Source organism: Bacillus sp. H1a (assembly GCF_000633475.1).
In the GTDB taxonomy this organism is placed as follows: domain Bacteria; phylum Bacillota; class Bacilli; order Bacillales; family Bacillaceae_G; genus Bacillus_A; species Bacillus_A paramycoides.
The window spans coordinates 118719-137110 of the sequence record NZ_AYMH01000047.1 but is presented as its reverse complement, the minus strand read 5'-3'; the positions used below and the strand labels follow the sequence as shown (position 1 = coordinate 137110).

The window sequence follows — 18392 nt, the reverse complement described above, 5'->3', positions numbered from 1 at the left end:
AAAAGGAGAGCACAATATGGAATGGATTTATGAATTATTTCAGCAATATGGGTATTATGTAGTACTTATTGGATTGCTGTTAGAATATATCGCTTTTCCGTTTCCAGGAGAGCCAACATTAGCCTATGCAGGATTTTTAGCGCATCAAGGTGATTTGAGTTTACCGATTTTAATTGTTTTATCCTTTATTGGGACAAGCGTAGGTATGACATTCCAATACTTTTTAGGAAATAAACTTGGCATGCCTTTCATTCAGAAATACGGGAAATATGTATTTTTAACACAACGAAAAATTGATTTAACGAAAATGTGGTTTGATAAATACGGATATTTTCTAATCTTTATCGCTTTTTTCATTCCAGGTGTCCGCCACTTTACAGGGTACTTTGCAGGAATTATCAACTTACCGTTTCGCCGTTTTGCCATTACAATTTATTCAGGCGCCCTATTTTGGGTATCTTTCTTCTTAATCGGCGGTTACTGGTTAGGCGATAACTTACAAGATATATTCACAGTACTTGGACAGCACATTGGGAAAATTATTTTCGGTGTGATTGCCATTATGCTAATCACCCGATTCCGCAAAAGATTAAAGCATGTGTTTGTAAAAAATTAAAACACATATTTGTAAAAAACATAGTAGAGTAGAAAACTGAAACAGATTATATTTTCTTTAGAGATGGCTCTGCCATCTCTTTTCCGTTTCAGCTTCCCCTCATCAAACCGTACGTGAGGTTTTCCCTCATATGGCTTTCCGATGTTTTTCCTTCTTTGGTTTTCAGTTTGTTCTAGCTTCCGACTTTCACGAGTATGTATGTTGTTTTGTTTGACATACGATGACAAAGTCATCGGCATATCGAATAAGTTCTGTAAAAAGACAATAAAGTTATTTAATTTTAAAGCCTAAAACAAGCATAACCCCGTTCTAAATTTAGGACGGGGTTAAAATATAGTTGTTTAATTTTCGATATAAGATACTTCACTGTACTCAAAAATATAACAATAAAGTCGTTTGAAAATCTAGGGTTTATTGAACAATAGCGCCCTTTAATTGAATAAGGATTTTTTGTTTATTTGTATATTGCTAGGAAATTATCATTTCATTTGTGAATAAGACTACGTACTGATTTATGCTAAAAAACAGAATTCGATCCTATAACGACAGTGGCGTCTAGTTCCTCGTCTCTAGCCACTTTCGTGGTAAGCCCAGCACCAGCAAAGATTTCAAAGGTCTGGGTTGCCTGCATTTTGCTCGTCTCTATTAAAAGATGTCCTCCTGGTGCTAGCCAGAGAATTGCTTCTTTTGCTACTCTTCGCTGAATGTCAAGTCCATCCTCTCCTCCGTCAAGCGCCCCCTTCGGTTCATGTAGGCGAGCCTCTTGTGGGAGCAGCTTTATTGCCTTGGTAGGAACATAAGGTACGTTCGCAACTAGGGTGTTCACATGGCCTTTAATCGAGTGAGGCAGAGCTGTATACAAGTCACCTTCAAAAACATGGCCACCGAAATCTGTTACGTTGCGGCTTGCACATCGTACTGCGACAGGGTCAATGTCAACAGAGTACAATTCAACTTGTCCTAAAGCTGCTGCCAGTGCTACACCCACAGCACCTGACCCGCAACATAGATCAACGACGATATCACCAAAACATGACAGAGCTTCTGCCTGGTGAACAAGAAACTCGGTACGTTGACGAGGCACGAAAACGCCTTGGTCCACTTCTATCCGCAACCCACAGAATTCTGCGTATCCAACAACATATTCAAGTGGTAAACCATCGGCTCGCATTTCTACCATTTTCTTGAGGTCCTCTGCAGTTCGTGCCTCTGAAATAAGTAACCGGGTCTCATCTTCTGCGAAAACACAACCCGCGCTCTGAAGCCTGTTAATTATACATTTTTCCGTTTTATTGTCCCAAAAAAAATTAAATTCTTTTCCTATTTATCTCACCACTTTTGCTTATTTATAACCCTGTATTCGTTAAAAATTGGAGATATCCTTTTTCAACAAAATGGTCCAATTCAAAAAAATACGACTTTATTGTAAATTAAACAACTTTATTGTCTCTGTACAAGTTCCCCCAAGTGTTTACACTTCTTTTCCTAAATGATATCCATATAGTTTAAATATATATAGGAAGGAATTATAAATAGAAGGTACATACTATTTTTTTGATCACTCTATTTATCATATCTAATAATTTCCAAAAAATAAGGCTACCTTTCCTTATTAAGAAAGGTAGCCTTATCTGTATAGACGACTGTTCTATTCCCTATTTATTCGATCCTTGTAACGACTCTCTCAGCACAAACTTTTGCAGTTTTCCGCTCGCATTACGAGGAAGTTCATCTACAAATAAGTAATGACGTGGACGTTTATAATCTGCTAATTCATCACTTTCTTTACAATACGTTTCTAAATCAGCCTCTGTAATATTTTCATCTTTCTTTACAACGACCGCAACAACACGTTCTCCCCATAGTTCATCCGGCTCACCAAGTACTGCAACATCTAATACACCAGGGTGACTATGAAGGAAATCTTCAATTTCACGAGGGTAAATATTCACACCACCGCTAATTACCATATCATCAACGCGGTCTGCAACGAATAAATATCCGTCTTTATCGAAGTAGCCTAAATCACCAGAATGATACCATCCTTTATACATTGATTTTGCATTTGCTTCTTCTCGATTATGATAGCCAGCCATCATAGTTGGACCACGCAAAATAATTTCCCCTACTTCATAAGGAGGCAACATATCATCTGGCTCTGCCGGTGCATCTTCGTTCGGTTTGACAATTCGAATTTCATGGCTAAAGCATGGTGTTCCTGCTGAACCAGCTTTCGTAATCTGATCCTCTTCTACGAGAAACGCAACAACTGGTCCCATTTCTGTCATTCCGTAAATTTGAACAAGATCAATATAAAGACGTTCTTTACATTCCTTCACTAACGCTGGAGCCATTGCAGCCCCGCCATATACGCCAATCTTCATCGAAGTTAAATCATACTCGGCTAGATTTTTTTGCAGTAACATATTCCACATCGTCGGTGCTGCAAAAAACGTCGTAACCTTCTCTTCTTGAATCGTATGTAATACTGTTTTCGTATCAAAGTGATGCAAAATAACATTCTTGCCACCAACTTGAATGCGCGGTATGATTCCAGCGTTTAACTCGCCGCAATGATATAAAGGCGCTACTACAAGCCCAACACTATCCCTGTTATATTTTATGAAATACGTACAAATCATACTATGCTCAGCCATATCACGATGACGATGTAGTACGCCTTTCGGACGACCAGTCGTACCGCTCGTATAAAGCATAGAACAAAAATCCATTTCATCGACTACAATATCTACTTTTTCAGCTGATGCTTCATTTACTTTTTCATGGTAGGAACTAGCATAGGAAGGTGTATCGTCTTCTACATACCAAAAAGACGTATTTGGAAAATCTCGTTCAACCATAGCAACAGTTGATTCGACTGCTTTTTCAAAGACAACTACTTTCGAGGCTGCATCTTGGAGGATATACGATAATTCTTTTGCTTTTAAGCGGAAATTAATTGGGTTAAATATCGCGCCAATTTTCGCACAGGCTAAGTAAACGTTTACAAATTCACGACAGTTATATAAGTAAACAGATACACAATCTCCCTTTCTTACGCCTTCTTTCAATAGAGCTTGCGCTGTTTTATTTATTTGCTCATCCCACTGTTTATATGTCCAGCGAATATTTTTTTCTGGTTCTACTAACGCCTCTTTATTCGGATACTTGCCCACTACTAAATCAAAAATTCTCCCTATCGTCATGTACATGCCAACAATTTCCCCCTTTTCTCTTTCATAAATCTATCATTTCGTCTATAAGTAGACATTGTCCTCTAATAATCTGACTAATTTTTCTGATTATTATCGACATAGTTTTACAAATGAAGTTAGTTTTTGATCCACATCTCGGCAAATGAAATTATATCGGCGTTTTTTCGAATATATCGATTTATCGACAAAAGCTGATAACAACATCCCCCTATATTAAAAAGAAGCTATCCCAAAATTGGGACAGCCTTCTTCTCCTTACGCGAATAGCTCTTCTAAAATTTTCAGTTTATCTTCTGTATATTTCACAAAGCCATCGTTATATGATTTTGGATCTTTCGGATTCGCAAAGTGTGTAATTGCTCCTGTTTGTGGGTGAACAAATTTACTTGATGCCCCGCAACCAAGTCCGATAATAGATTGCACTTCTTCCATAATAACAATATTGTAGATACTTTCTTGCGATGGTATTGCATAACCAACGTTTTCTAAGTTACCTAAAATATTCTTTTGACGATATAAATAGTATGGCACGTAATTGTGGTTCTTTGTCCACTCTTCTGCCTCATGCATCATCGCAGTAATTTCTTCACGACCTGCTACTTTATATTTACGTTTGTTTTGTGTCATTTCAGAAGCACGTTTAAATGATAACGTATGAACTGTTAACGATTCTGGCATTAACTTTTCTGTTTCATCTAACGTGTGCTTAAAGATTTCTAATCCTTCACCAGGAAGACCAATAATTAAGTCCATATTAATATTGTTCATTCCCATTTCACGTGCTAAATGATATTTCTCAATTGTTTCTTCTACAGTATGATGACGTCCAATTGCTTTTAGTGTTTCTTGATGGTATGACTGCGGATTAATACTAATACGGTCAATATTCCATTTATTTAACACTTCTAGCTTTTCTGGTGTAATCGTATCTGGGCGACCTGCCTCAACTGTTACTTCACGCACATCTTTCACATCTGGGAACGCTTCGTACATTTCTTCATACAGCATATCCATCTCTTCTGCTGTAATACTTGTAGGTGTACCACCGCCGTAATAAATCGTCGTAACTTTAACACCTTTTTCTTTTAAAAACTTACCAATTTCACGAACTTCATAGTGTAAGCCACCTAAGAATGAATCAACAGATCCTTGGCGTCCGTTAATTGCATAAGCCGGGAACGTACAGTACGCACATTTTGTAGGACAAAACGGAATACCAATGTAAATACTTACTTCTTCTTTCAAACGGTATAAATCCGGAACGACCGCTAATTGGCAATCTACGATACGTTGCAGAAGTTCAATTTTCTCTTCATGAATTAAATAACTTTCACGAAGTTCTTTATGCGCTTCTTCTTTTGACATACCATTTTGAAGCATTTTGTGAAGAAGTTTCGTTGGGCGTACCCCAGTTAAAATTCCCCAACTCTGTTCAAGTCCAGTTAGCTGTTGAAGCACAGAAAGATATACGTAAGAAACAACATGTTTCACTTGCTTCATACGTTCTTTTTCTTCTGTGAAAGCAGATAAATCTTTCGAGAATGTTTCTTCATACACATTTCCGGTTGCAACATCCGTTAAACGAGCCGATGCTGTCACATTACCTTCTATCTGTATATCAACGATCAGATTTGCTTCTTCTTTCTCAAACCCTATCGTGCTCTCTTCAAAAAATAAACCGCCAATATTTTGTAGCGGACGTAAAAAACGATCATCTTGTAACGTTTTAATTGAAATTAACAACATTATCACCTTTTCATTTGCAAACTCTCTTTAGTTTACTTGAAGGGCGTTTGCAGGTCAATACAGAAGCTTTTACCTTATTTTTTCTATATAAAAGCAAAAGGCATAAGAGAAAACATTTTCTCTTATGCCTTTTATAAATCCTATTAACTATTTTTAATCATAAATCTTAAACGTAGCCCTAATAGTACAAGAATTCCCCCTATAAACGGAAGATAATTCGTATTATGCCCTGTAGCTGGAAGCTCTTGATCATTAGAGCCGCCTTGTTCTTTCTCTGGTAAGTTAGGCTTTCCTACTTCTTCACCTGGCTTTTCTGTTCCTTCACCTGGCTTTTCTGTTTCTTCACCTGGCTTTTCTGTTTCTTCACCTGGCTTTTCTGTTTCTTCGCCTGGTTCTTTTTCATTTGTAATTTGAAGTCTTACAACTTCATTTTTTTGATTAGAAATCGTAAATTTGATTTCCTTATCAGATAAATTGTATCCTTCTGGTGCCTGAATTTCTTTTAAAATATAATCTCCTGGCTCCAATTCCTTCGAAGTCACTTTACCATTTTTATTTGTTGTCAATGTATCTATTTTTGTTCCATCTTTCCAAATTTCAAACACTGCGCCTTCTAATGTTTTATCTGTATCATTTGCGTCTACCTTTGTAAGCTCTAATTGACCTGTTACTTTTGCTGTTACTTTTTCATTCATCACTTCTTGTTTCACTACTTCATTCGCTACAACGTTTACTTCCACTGTAACTTCTATCGCTTTGTAGCCTTCCGGCGCTTTCGTCTCTTCTAACGTGTACTTTCCTGGCACTAAGTTTTCGAATGTAACTACACCGCCTTTATTTGTTGTTTTCGCTTCTCCAACTACTTGGCCATTTTCGTTCTTTAGTTTAAATTCTGCACCTTCTAGAGCTTTTCCACTCTCCGCATCCTTTTTGATTACTTGTAAGCTTCCTAGTTCTTTTGCGTTTTCCACTTGTACTTGTACTACTTTGTTTGCTTCCACAATGACTTCAATTTCTTCTTTTAATAATGTATATCCTTGTGGCGCTTTCGTTTCTTTTAATGTGTATTTTCCTGGTTCTAATTTTTTAGAGGTTACTTTACCTGTTTTATCCGTTCGTAACGTATCTATTTTCTTACCATCTTTATACACTTCAAACTCTGCGTCCGGTAGTACCTTCGTTTTATCGTTTGCATCTACTTTTACGATTTCAAATTGACCAAGGCTCTTACTATTCGTTACTTTTACATCAACAACTTTTTCACCATCAACTGTTACTTGAATTACTTGTTTTGTTAACTCATAACCTTCTGGTGCTTTTGTTTCTTCTAACGTATACTCACCTGGCACTAGTCCGTCTACTTTAACAGTTCCAGACTCATCTGTTGTAATTCCTTCTTTTACAACATTTCCTTCAGCATCTCTCAATGTAAATTCTGCGCCTGCTAAACGTTTCGCTTGATCTTTATCATCCGTTTTAATAATTTGTAGAGAACCTAAGATTTTTTCGTTTTCTGCCTCTACTTTTACTACTTCTTTCTCGTTTTGAATTGTTACTTTCCATTCTTTATTAGAAAGTTTATAACCCACTGGTGCTTTCGTCTCTTTCACTGTGTATTCACCTAATGGTAATTTCGGTGACATCACTTTTCCACTCTCATCTGTTTTCAGTTCCGCTACCTTTTTACCATCTTTATATACTGTGAATTCTGCACCTGATAATACTTTCGTTTTATCATTCGCATCTACTTTTACAATTTCAAATTGACCTGTTACTTTTTCGTTCGTAACTTCTTGTTTTACTACTTCGTTCGCTACAACGTTTACTTCCACTGTTACTTCTACTGCTTTGTAACCTTCTGGTGCTTTCGTTTCTTCTAACGTGTACTTACCTGGCACTACGTTTTCGAATGTAACAACGCCATCTTTATTTGTTGTTTTTGCTTCTCCAACTACTTGACCACTTTCGTTTTTCAGTCTAAATTCTGCGCCTTCTAGAACTTTTCCGCTCTCCGCATCCTTTTTAATTACTTGTAAGCTTCCTAGTTCTTTCGCATTTTCTACTTGTATTTGTACTACTTTGTTTGCTTCCACAATGACTTCAATTTCTTCTTTTAATAATGTATATCCTTGTGGTGCTTTCGTTTCTTTTAATGTGTATTTTCCTGGTTCTAATTTCTGAGAGATCACTTTACCTGTTTTATCTGTTCGTAACGTATCTACTTTCTTACCATCTTTATACACTTCGAATTCTGCGCCTGATAATAGCTTCTCTTTATCATTCGCATCTACTTTTACGATTTCAAATTGACCTGTTACTTTTTCATTCTTAACTTCTTGTTTTACTACTTCATTCGCTACGATATTTACTTCCACTGTTACTTCTACTGCTTTATAACCTTCTGGTGCTTTCGTTTCTTCTAGCGTGTACTTTCCTGGCACTATGTTTTCGAATGTAACAACGCCATCTTTATTTGTTGTTTTCGCTTCTCCAACTACTTGACCGCTTTCGTTTTTCAGTCTAAATTCCGCGCCTTCTAGAACTTTTCCGCTCTCCGCATCCTTTTTGATTACTTGTAAGCTTCCTAGTTCTTTCGCATTTTCTACTTGCACTTGTACTACTTTATTCTCTTCCACAACGACTTCAATTTCTTCTTTTAATAATGTATATCCTTGTGGTGCTTTCGTTTCTTTTAATGTGTATTTTCCTGGTTCTAATTTCTGAGAGATCACTTTACCTGTTTTATCTGTTCGTAATGTATCTATTTTTTTACCATCTTTATACACTTCGAATTCTGCGTCTGATAGTCGCTTCGTTTTATCGTTTGCATCTACTTTTACGATTTCAAATTGACCTGTTACTTTTTCATCGATTTTTTTATTTAATGCTTCTACCGTAACAACCTCATTAGATACTACATCAACACGAACTGAGCTAGATGATAGTTCATAACCTTTTGGCGCTTCAACTTCTTTTAATGTATATGTTCCAACTGGAAGTTGTTTTGATAAAGCCTCACCTTTATCGTCTGTAATAATTGTTTCCACAACATTCCCATCTTTATCTATAACATCAAATTTTGCACCTGGTAGAAGTTGACCAGATTCACTATCCTTTTTCAATAATTTAAATTGGCCATTTTCTACTTTTTTCGTATTCTTCATAACAAGTTCAATTACGTTTGTCTTATCAATTGTTACTTTTACTGGTGTATCAACTTTTACATATCCTTCTGGTGCACTTATTTCTTTTACAAAATAGTCACCAAGTGGTAAGTCTTTAACTTCCGCAATACCCTTGTCGTTTGTTGTAACAGTAGCCACAACAGTATTATCTTTATCTATAACATCAAATTTCGCATCTTTTAAAACAATATTTTCATCGTTTTCATCAACTTTTTTAATTTGTAAATTTCCTTTTTCAACTGATGGCTTTTTCCATTTCGGCCAGTTAAATTTGAAATTATGAACCTCAAATCCATCTCTTTGGTGTAATCCACCAACAAAGGCTTGTCCGTTAATAGAACCACCTTTTGTTTCCACAACTGCGTTAGGCGCAAACACGCTTCCTACTACACCATAACCTTTAGTTGATATTTTAGTAGCATTTGGAAACACCCAAATTACTTTACTAGCTAACTCAGTAAAAGATGAATTAGGATCATATGCTTGAGACGTATTAATTAAGTCTGTCGCTATCCCAGTATTTCTTGTATCATACAAAATTGCACCACTACCAAAATTCACTTCTTCCGCATCTGAATAAATAACAATAAAGTCTTTGTTATCTACGTTCGGAAGATAAACATCTCTTACATCAAATGTTTTCTTTCCTGTTAAGCCTGAAGAAACATAAATATTAGGATTCTTTACATCTTCTCCGATACCAAAGCTCATATTAGGTTTTGGTGTATCTGTATGTAGTTGGCTCGCATCCCCAATTACACCATCAACGTCTTTTCTAAACTCTTTAAATTTGGCATCAATCTCTGCTTGCTCTTTATAAGAGATACGGTCATACGATGATTTCATTGCACCTTCAGGGTCACCATCTTTTGTCATCGCCACTGTTCCATCTTGGATAATTACTTGTCCTGTTCCCACTTTCGTAAATTGACCACCTAGTAATAACGATGGATATCCTTCATCTACCCATGTTGCTCCAGCTAAGTTACTCGCTCCAGTTGCAGCCGCTACGACTGTATAACTTGATGCGTTCATATTCTTTTGAACAGCCATCGCACCCTCAATATCCGCACTTGTTGCACTGTGATCTCCAAAAATGATTGCGTTGTAATAAGATACATCACCTAAACCTTTTAATTCTGTTGTAGCTGCCTCTGCTTTGTTTGGTAAATGGATTAAAGAATTCATACATAATAATAATACGACCATGAAACTACTACTTATTTTTTTAACCTTTTGACTAAATGATTTCTTCAAGAAATTCATTCCCCCTTTTCAAATTTCAAAAACTTATAAAAAGAAGTACATTTCATATGTACTTAAAACCTATTCATACTAATTTACAAATAATCCATTTAAATAAAACAAAGAAGCTCTACAACTAATTGGCGAAACTACTACAATTCATTTTTGAGATAATACGTGAACTAAACTAACATACGGAAGTGCTTTTACTTATGGGAGCTCAATGAAATTAATCTGAAGAATATTTCATGTGGTGTAACTGTTTTGGCAACATCATCCACTCTACAACAGTTTTCTAAAGTATTCAAGTGAATTGCATGGATTTCAGACACAATTCACCACCTGAAACGCTTTCATTTTTCATTGGAATATGAATTTAAATTTTCCAAATAAGGTCGACAAAAAAACGTAGCCAAAAAGCTACGTTTTTCTTTCATCGTTTCGGTGTATGTTTATGATTCTTTAAAAATGGAAGCGGGAATTGTTTACGGAAATGCTCTTTAATCATATACTCTACGCCGTTCTCAGTATTAGAGCGTGTAATCCAGTCCGCCGCTTGCTTTAATTCTACAGGAGCATTCCCCATCGCTACCCCGAGCCCAACATTTTCAATTACATCTAGATCTTCTAAACTATCCCCTATCGCCACCATTTCATTTAGCGGTATGTTTAAATGTTCACCAAGCAATTGTAACCCACGTAGCTTCGATACATTCTCTGGAAGAATTTCTATTCGTTTCGCATCACAATCGACATATGATATATCTTTAAACGCTTTTTTTAGCGTGTTAAGCCCTCTTTCTTGTTCACCCTTACTATGAAAGACAACGTCAATTTTCGGCGCAGCTACTGGATGATCACGCAGTGCATCTCCTAAAGAATCTACAAATTGAACCGGATAAAATAACGGGTCTGCACTTGATAATACAGTACGCGCAATTAAGTTTGGTGTATTTCTCTCACGATTCCCAATTGAAAATCGTTCATGCGAAATGCGAATATTACAATCAAAATGCTCTAATACCTGCACAATATTAAAGGTTTTCTCTTCAGATAACCTCCTTTGAGCGAACGGCTTATCTAACGATGCTGAAACGAAAGCACCACTATGTGTAACTAATATAGAATCTAATTTTAACGCCTTCGCTATTTTATGAGCGGATTGAAAATTACGACTCGTAAACAATGTAACGTATACATCTTTTCTTTTCACAAAGTCAATTGTTTCCCGTAACCCTTTTGCGATTTTTCCGTTGTTGTATAGTAGTGTCCCATCTATATTAAGAGCTAGTAAGCGATAAATCATGTCGCACTCCCCCTCTTCGCTGTTGTACTCTATCCATAATTTATGAAATAATTTCAGTAAATAGAACGAGTTAGAATTACTACTGAAAATTTGGTTTACTATATACATATACAACTGGCAAAGGAGATAGTACTATGCAAGCACCACCTTCTTTTTATGAAGGCGATACGTTAGAAGTCGCCCAAAAGTTACTCGGACATAAACTTGTACATATTGTAGATGGCATAAAGCGGAGCGGAATTATTGTAGAAGTAGAAGCGTATAAAGGTCCAAATGATAAGGCCGCACATAGTTACGGAGGAAGACGGACAGATCGAACGGAAGTCATGTTCGGCGCACCAGGACATGCTTACGTATATCTTATTTACGGTATGTATCATTGTTTTAACGTTATTACAGCACCAGTCGGCACCCCGCAAGGAGTTCTCATCCGCGCTCTTGAGCCTGTAGACGGAATCGAAGAAATGAAACTAGTGCGCTACAACAAAACCGACATTACGAAAGCACAGTACAAAAACTTAACAAATGGCCCCGGAAAACTATGCCGCGCACTCGGAATCACTTTAGAAGAACGCGGGGTATCACTCCAAAGTAATACGTTACATATTGAACTCGTTCCAGAGGAAGAACATTTGTCATCCACATATAACATAATAGCCGGCCCTCGCATTAATATTGATTATGCAGAAGAAGCTGTTCATTATCCGTGGCGATTTTATTATGAGAAGCATCCATTTGTTTCAAAGTAAAAAGGGAAGCTATTTAGGCTTCCCTTTCCTTTTACTCCGCACCTTCCGCAGTTGCAATATCATTCTCTAAATTCTCTCTTGATAATTCCGCCGTCATAAAATCGGCTGTTTCCGGAAGCGCTAAATGCATATGAGCTTTTTGACAAATTTGGATCGTACAGTTTTCTACAACATAGTCGAAAACATGTCCGCCCCCGCTTCTTTTATCATCAATATAATGCAAGTGGAACCCCGCTACACCGATGCCTTGTGCGTAATCTGGCGTCCAAAATCCAGCTAACGTACCGTCTGTATTTTTAAATGAAAAGATCGGTTGTGATTTCGTCACCTCAACAAGCGGTGTATACGGTTTTTCTTGTCTTGGAACTGTTCTCGTTCTTACTTCACGGAAAGTCCCATCCATTCGAAGCGCATAAAATAAATTTTTACTTGGCATTAATTCATGTAATAATGCTTCTACTTCTTCGCGATTCATCGGATGCTCTACCCGATAACTCATTTCTTTTTCAAAAAACGTTACAGTCGCAAACGGTGTTGTTTCTTCTGGTTCTACTTTTTCTGCCGAACCGTCTGAGCGTAAATGGTAAAAATCATTATCAAATGCAATCATTTCACCATCTAATTGATCAAATGTACCGATGCCGAAATCCCCGCGCTCTTTTAATTCTTCAAAGTTAATAACGCCATCGTATATACCATCTAATAACGCAAGCATTGTAGATGTTTGATATACTTCATTGTTCGTTTTCGTTCTTTTTGCATCAATGTCAATTACTTGTGCAACACTCATCTCACTCATGCCCCTCGTTAATTTAATTGGTTTGGTAATAATTTTTCGCTTAATTTAATGTTGTCACGGTAATCGATTGGAATATCAATAATGACAGGGCCCTCTGCTTCTAATGCCGTTTTCAGTACACCCTCTAATTCGTCTGGTGTATTGACACGAAGACCTATTGCACCGAAACTTTCCGCATATTTCACAAGATCAACATCGCCAAATTCTGTAGCTGATGTTCTGCCGTATTTCATCATTTGTTGGAACGCAACCATATCATATGTACCGTCTCTCCAAACGAGATGTACAACCGGCGCATTTAAACGGACAGCTGTTTCTAACTCCATCGAAGAGAATAAGAAACCACCATCACCTGACACGGAAACTACTTTTTTACCTGGTTCTACTAACGTTGCAGCGATTGCCCAAGGTAGCGCAACACCTAACGTTTGCATACCGTTACTAAATAATAGTCTACGTGGTTCATAAGAACGGAAACATCTTGCCATCCAAATAGAATGTGAACCGATGTCACACGTAACCGTTGTATCGTCACTAATTAAAGAACGCAATGTACGAATGACTTGCAATGGATGAGTAACACCTTCTGAAGCACGATTTGGGACTTCCGCTTGTTCTGATAATTTCGCACGTAATCGTTCTAAAACTGCTTCTGATTCCGTCTTTAATACAAGCTTCGGTAATTTCTCTGCAATACTATTTACAGTTAAAGCGATATCACCAATTAATTCACGCTCTGGTTGATAATCATGGTCGATATCTGCTTGGTGATCGTCAAGATGAATAATTGTTCTGTCTCCAAGCTTATTCCAGAACTTTGGATCATACTCAATTGGATCATAACCGATAGATACAACAAGATCGGCTTCTTCTAGTAAAATATCACCTGGTTGATTGCGGAATAATCCAACGCGGCCGAAGAAATGATCTTCTAACTCACGTGAAATCGCACCCGCTGCTTGATACGTTTCTACAACAGGAAGTTCTGTACCAGCAATTAATTCACGAACCGCTTTCGTTACTTCATTTGTACTCGCTCTCATACCGAGTAAAATAACTGGCAATTTCGCTGATTTTATTTTTTCTACTACATATGTAATATCTTGTGTGGGAGCGATTCCAAGCCGCGGCTTAGAAAGCGCACCGATAGACTCTACAGTCGTTTCCGCAGTCATAACGTCTTGCGGAAGACTTACTAGAGTTGCTCCTGGATTTGTAGAAGTAGCACTTCGAAATGCATTTGATAGTGCTTCTGGCACATTATCAGGATGCTCTACTTCTACGCTATATTTTGTGATTGGTTCGAATAGTGCAGCATTATCCATAGATTGGTGCGTACGTTTTAATCGATCAGTACGCGGAACTGCACCAGCTAAAGCAACAACGGGATCACTCTCCGCATTCGCAGTAACAAGACCTGTCGCTAAATTTGATGTTCCTGGTCCTGAAGTTACAAGACATACACCCGGTTTCCCTGTTAATCTACCAACAGCCGCTGCCATAAATGCTGCGTTTTGTTCATGACGACAAACAATTAACTCTGGTCCTCTTTCTTGCAATACATCAAATACAGAGTCAATCTTCGCTCCTGGAATACCGAAAACATGTGTAACACCTTGTTTAATTAAACAATCAACAACAAGATCTGCTCCTCTTGTTTTTGTTTTCACGTCGTTTGCTTTTACACCTGTACTCAAACTAATCATCCCTTTATTTCATAATGTGTGTAATAAAGATTTTAATTTCACCTAGTTAATTAATGTGGTGAAGTATTGTTTATCATTATATTACAAATACATTATTTTTCCAATGAGATGAATTTGACAGTATTTTGACAACCACTAAAGAATGCGCTTACAATTATTTATTTATCTTAAAATACCATTCTGATATTATCACTTTACCCATAAATTTGCCGAAAATTTTACAAAATAATAAATAAAAATACTTATCAGTGTAGGATATTCGAAATGATTAGCTTATTCATTAGAATCTTTGTGATTTAAACCATAACTTTGCCACTTGGGCAATGTTATGGTTCCTTTTAAAATTGTCTTGCGGGATCCGAGTCAAAAATCAAATTTATTCTTCACTCACCAAGCTTTCCCACTCACTTAAATACATAACATCTTGTTTTACTTTTTTCTTTTCAGGAAGTAAACAAAGAAACTCTAAAGAGTTGCCGTCAGGATCATAAAAATAAAGATTTGCAGTAGGTGTCCAGGTATGAACCATAGGCTCGGAAGGTTCAAGACCAAAAGCGGCCCTTGGGTTTATTCCTTTATTAAGAAGCCATTCTCTTGCATGAATGATTTCTTCATAGTTAACCTTGAATGCAAAGTGACTTGTATGGAATGCTTCTTCTGATACCTCCCAAATGCCCAGCATTTGTTCTTTCTTATTATCTTTATCAAACCAAAAGAATGCTACACGGCGTTCTTCAATAGTGCGAGCATGAAATAATCCAAGTTTAGTATAAAACTCTTTTGCTACTTCTAAATTTTTTGTTTTAACATGTGTTTCATATAAAGTACCTGGAAACAAAGCATATCCCTCCTTTATATTTTTAGAAATTCTTACTATAAAGCCTATTTTAATAAATTAGAAATAGAAGTGCCCTCGTATTTTATTTATATGTTTTGTTCAATTTTGTAGCCCTAATGCTGAACAAAAAAGACGCCCCCATATCCCAGGAGCGTCTTCCATCATTACGCTTGTTGCGCGCTATATAATTCTTCAAGTGGCTTCATGATGATTTTGTTAACGTCAGTGATAACGATGTTTAAACGTTGCTCAGTTTCCATTAACTTTGTGATTTTTGCATCTTGTTGAATGCGAGTTACAACTTCTTGTGCTTTTTGGTTATCTTCTTCAGTGATTTCTTGGCCTTGCATCATTTTTTGTTGTAAACCAAGTTGCATTGTACGGAACTCTTCAAATAAGTTCTTTGAAGCTGCATCTCCTTGTACTGCTGCGTAGCTTGCTTTTAATGTTTGGAAATCTTCGTTTTCAGCGATTGCTTTTTGTAATTCATATGCAACATCATGAATGTTTTTTGTCATTTTATTTTTCCTCCTTTAGAAGGCTAGCGCTTTTCGTACGCACTGCCTTTTAAGTGCTTTTTATCCGCACCTCTTCTTACCATATCAAACTATGTAAGAGATGTGAAGAAATTTCACTTTTATTTCTATGTACCCACCTTTATTACTTAAGGAATAAGAGCAACAAGCCTTGAATAAATCCAATCGTTCCTCCTAATAACGCCCCTAAATATGTAATCATTTTTAACTCATTTTTTGTAATGGATAATACGAGATCTTCTAGTCTCTCTGTTGAAAATGTAGATACTTCTTGCTGGACGATTTCCGCAAGGTGTAGATTTTTCAATATATCTCCGACGTTTTCTGTCCCCCACTTCAAGCCTTTCTGCATCAGGCTAGGGACCACTTTTTCAACGATCGTTTCTCGAACCGGCTCACATACTTGCTGAACAGACTGATTTAAAAATCTACTCACTATTTCCTCTACTTTAACCGCTGACAATATGGAGCTCACAATCATTTCTTTCTCTACGAACGTTTCTAATTCTTTTACGTCTCTTCCTTTTAACTTTTCCCACTCTTCTTGCAGTACATCAGTTAAAAGTTGCCCTGTTCCATCTTGTCCTAAAAACTTAATAACTTCCGGCTGCACACGATCCACTAAACTTACATTTCCTAAAAACATACCAACTAAGTTAAGCAACGTTCCTCGAGAAGCAAAAAAGTCATCAATCATTTTTGAAAGGCGTGCCTTTCCTTCTTCACTTTCAAAAAAGCTAATTCCTCTTTTCAAAATAAAAGACGCTACATTTGGAATCGCATTCTCTACTTTTTCATGAACAGACTGAGGTAAAGCTTGTTCCCATGTATATGTATAGTACTCTGCTAAAAATGCATGAGTTTTTTCTGTAATAACATGTTCGATTTTTTGAGTCGCCTCTTCTTCTACATGTGCTACATTCCATTTTTCTAACATATCTCGTAATGACTGTTCATTCGTAATTACTTTATTCACTTCCACTTGTGCCCAGCGGATTAAACTTTTTTGAAACTCTTCATTCGTTAGTTTCTTTCCAATTCCTTCTGGTGTTAACAAGTGGTCTACAACCATTTTCCCTAATTGAACAGCAAGCTCATCACGGCGCTTCGGAATTAACCCCGGCGTAAATGGAACTTGAAACTTCCCAATATAAATAGGACGATGAGGACGAAATAACATTTTTATCGCTAAATGATTCGTGTATCCTCCAATAATTGCCCCGAGCCCTGTCGTTGTTAACATATTCAACCATATATTCATTATAATCAACCTTTCACTTCTCTAAAACGATAGCATATCGTCATACGGACAAAAGTATAATGGTATAAAAACGTATTTGCAATATATAGCTTCGCCTATTATGCAAACATCTTGTTAATAAAGGAGTGATTTCGTTGGTTCTTGGTCTTTTAACTTCTCAATTTCATCATGAGCAAACGTATTACACCGAAATCGCTAAGCGAGCTCGACTTTATCATAACGTCGTTGCCCAATTCACACCGTTTAGCATTGATTCAAAGACAGATCTTGTTTCCGGTCTTATTTACGATACAGATACAGGAAATTGGATAGATCAAACCTTTCCCATTCCTTCATATATATATGATCGTTGTCATTTCAAAGAGGATGAGGAATTCCAACAAGCAAAACCGATTATTCATTCATTACACAAACGTTCTTCCACTACTTTTTTAAATAACACGCTTATTAATCCAAGCGATTTACACAATCTTTTTCTTGCTAATAAACGTCTTTCCCCTTACATACCAAAAATTAAAAAAGGAACAGTACAAGGAATTTTTAAATTACTACTAGAAACAAGAGATATTATTATAAGACCACTTAATATACATTCCAATGAAGATGTATATCGAGCCACATACAAAAATAAAACATTTCATATAGATACAATAAATGAACCGCATCATACTTCTACTCAATTTAAACGGACCGATGAATTTATATCATGGTGCAAATTTAACATACAATTATCCCGTTATATGATTCACCCAATGCTACAACCTCCAAATCAACTATCATATCCAATCCATGTTCGAACCATTATACAAAAAAATAAAGAGCAGAATTGGGAAGTGCTCGGTCAATTTATACAAAAAGGTTCATTCCCTGCACAATTTTTACTTTCAGCAACAGAACGTTCTATGTTACATCCATTTTCTAAAATTAAATATTTACTTTCTTCAACTGGCGTTCAATTATTGAAAGATGCTTTACATGACGTTGTAACTGAAGTTTTTCAAACACTTGATCAGTCATATTCTTCATTATTCGAACTAGAACTTTCTACCATTATGGATCAAAAAGGGGCCATTTGGCTTATGTACGTCAATACGATGCCGTCATACGAAATTTACACCAGATACAATAATCAGTTAGCTGAGCAAATTTTTCATGGTCCATTAAAGTTTAGCCGTTTCACACCATAATGA

13 protein-coding genes are annotated in these 18392 nt (G+C 36.6%); 3 read left to right on the top strand and 10 right to left on the bottom strand.

Features of this window, described 5'->3' with window-relative positions:
* Positions 1 to 16: 16 nt before the first annotated feature.
* Positions 17 to 616 (top strand): DedA family protein, encoded by a 600-nt coding sequence (locus tag U860_RS0122715; RefSeq protein ID WP_025150300.1) that lies wholly within the window; start codon positions 17 to 19, stop codon positions 614 to 616.
* A 517-nt stretch (positions 617 to 1133) separates the two neighbouring features.
* Here the strand turns inward: U860_RS0122715 and U860_RS0122710 are convergent.
* The 5 genes from U860_RS0122710 to U860_RS0122690 all read right to left on the bottom strand — a co-directional run bounded on the left by U860_RS0122710 (position 1134) and on the right by U860_RS0122690 (position 11313).
* On the bottom strand, positions 1134 to 1940 hold the full coding sequence (locus U860_RS0122710) for a putative protein N(5)-glutamine methyltransferase (RefSeq protein ID WP_081806866.1): 807 nt from the start codon (positions 1938 to 1940) through the stop codon (positions 1134 to 1136).
* A gap of 331 nt (positions 1941 to 2271) precedes the next feature.
* Positions 2272 to 3828: a fatty acid--CoA ligase gene (locus U860_RS0122705; RefSeq protein ID WP_025150298.1), complete on the bottom strand. Its 1557-nt coding sequence runs from the start codon at positions 3826 to 3828 to the stop codon at positions 2272 to 2274.
* A gap of 258 nt (positions 3829 to 4086) precedes the next feature.
* Complete coding sequence (locus U860_RS0122700) at positions 4087 to 5577, bottom strand: coproporphyrinogen III oxidase (protein WP_025150297.1); 1491 nt, start codon at positions 5575 to 5577, stop codon at positions 4087 to 4089.
* A 143-nt stretch (positions 5578 to 5720) separates the two neighbouring features.
* Positions 5721 to 10019, bottom strand: a complete 4299-nt coding sequence (locus U860_RS0122695) for a SpaA isopeptide-forming pilin-related protein (protein ID WP_025150296.1) — start codon at positions 10017 to 10019, stop codon at positions 5721 to 5723.
* Between the two features lie 421 nt (positions 10020 to 10440).
* A complete protein-coding gene (locus U860_RS0122690) occupies positions 10441 to 11313 on the bottom strand; it encodes a Cof-type HAD-IIB family hydrolase (RefSeq protein WP_002170562.1) in 873 nt (290 codons plus the stop codon).
* Positions 11314 to 11447: 134 nt separating this feature from the next.
* Between U860_RS0122690 and U860_RS0122685 the strand changes: the two genes are divergently transcribed.
* Positions 11448 to 12062 carry a DNA-3-methyladenine glycosylase gene (locus U860_RS0122685; protein WP_025150295.1) on the top strand — a complete coding sequence of 205 codons (615 nt, stop codon included), beginning with the start codon at positions 11448 to 11450 and terminating at the stop codon, positions 12060 to 12062.
* A 31-nt stretch (positions 12063 to 12093) separates the two neighbouring features.
* Here U860_RS0122685 and alsD read toward each other — a convergent pair whose 3' ends face one another.
* The 5 genes from alsD to U860_RS0122660 form a co-directional block, all read right to left on the bottom strand.
* Positions 12094 to 12852 (bottom strand): alpha-acetolactate decarboxylase, encoded by a 759-nt coding sequence (gene alsD / locus U860_RS0122680; RefSeq protein WP_025150294.1) that lies wholly within the window; start codon positions 12850 to 12852, stop codon positions 12094 to 12096.
* A gap of 17 nt (positions 12853 to 12869) precedes the next feature.
* Entirely contained in the window at positions 12870 to 14558 is a 1689-nt protein-coding gene (alsS, locus tag U860_RS0122675) for an acetolactate synthase AlsS (protein WP_025150293.1), read from the bottom strand.
* Between the two features lie 385 nt (positions 14559 to 14943).
* On the bottom strand, positions 14944 to 15405 hold the full coding sequence (locus U860_RS0122670) for a VOC family protein (protein ID WP_025150292.1): 462 nt from the start codon (positions 15403 to 15405) through the stop codon (positions 14944 to 14946).
* A 164-nt stretch (positions 15406 to 15569) separates the two neighbouring features.
* Entirely contained in the window at positions 15570 to 15923 is a 354-nt protein-coding gene (locus tag U860_RS0122665) for a YlbF/YmcA family competence regulator (protein ID WP_002170555.1), read from the bottom strand.
* A 142-nt stretch (positions 15924 to 16065) separates the two neighbouring features.
* The gene (locus tag U860_RS0122660; RefSeq protein WP_025150291.1) at positions 16066 to 17211 is read right to left on the bottom strand and encodes a DUF445 family protein; all 1146 of its coding nucleotides are present in this window, start codon (positions 17209 to 17211) and stop codon (positions 16066 to 16068) included.
* A gap of 125 nt (positions 17212 to 17336) precedes the next feature.
* Here U860_RS0122660 and U860_RS0122655 point away from each other — a divergent pair, with 125 nt between their 5' ends.
* Positions 17337 to 18389 (top strand): YheC/YheD family protein, encoded by a 1053-nt coding sequence (locus U860_RS0122655; RefSeq protein ID WP_025150290.1) that lies wholly within the window; start codon positions 17337 to 17339, stop codon positions 18387 to 18389.
* Positions 18390 to 18392: the final 3 nt, after the last annotated feature.

Coding starts and splice junctions, on each gene's coding strand:
- U860_RS0122715 (WP_025150300.1), top strand. CDS start 17: ATGGAATGGATTTATGAATTATTTCAGCAATATGGGTATTATGTAGTA.
- U860_RS0122705 (WP_025150298.1), bottom strand. CDS start 3,828: ATGTACATGACGATAGGGAGAATTTTTGATTTAGTAGTGGGCAAGTAT.
- U860_RS0122700 (WP_025150297.1), bottom strand. CDS start 5,577: ATGTTGTTAATTTCAATTAAAACGTTACAAGATGATCGTTTTTTACGT.
- U860_RS0122690 (WP_002170562.1), bottom strand. CDS start 11,313: ATGATTTATCGCTTACTAGCTCTTAATATAGATGGGACACTACTATAC.
- U860_RS0122685 (WP_025150295.1), top strand. CDS start 11,448: ATGCAAGCACCACCTTCTTTTTATGAAGGCGATACGTTAGAAGTCGCC.
- alsD (WP_025150294.1), bottom strand. CDS start 12,852: ATGAGTGTTGCACAAGTAATTGACATTGATGCAAAAAGAACGAAAACG.
- U860_RS0122665 (WP_002170555.1), bottom strand. CDS start 15,923: ATGACAAAAAACATTCATGATGTTGCATATGAATTACAAAAAGCAATC.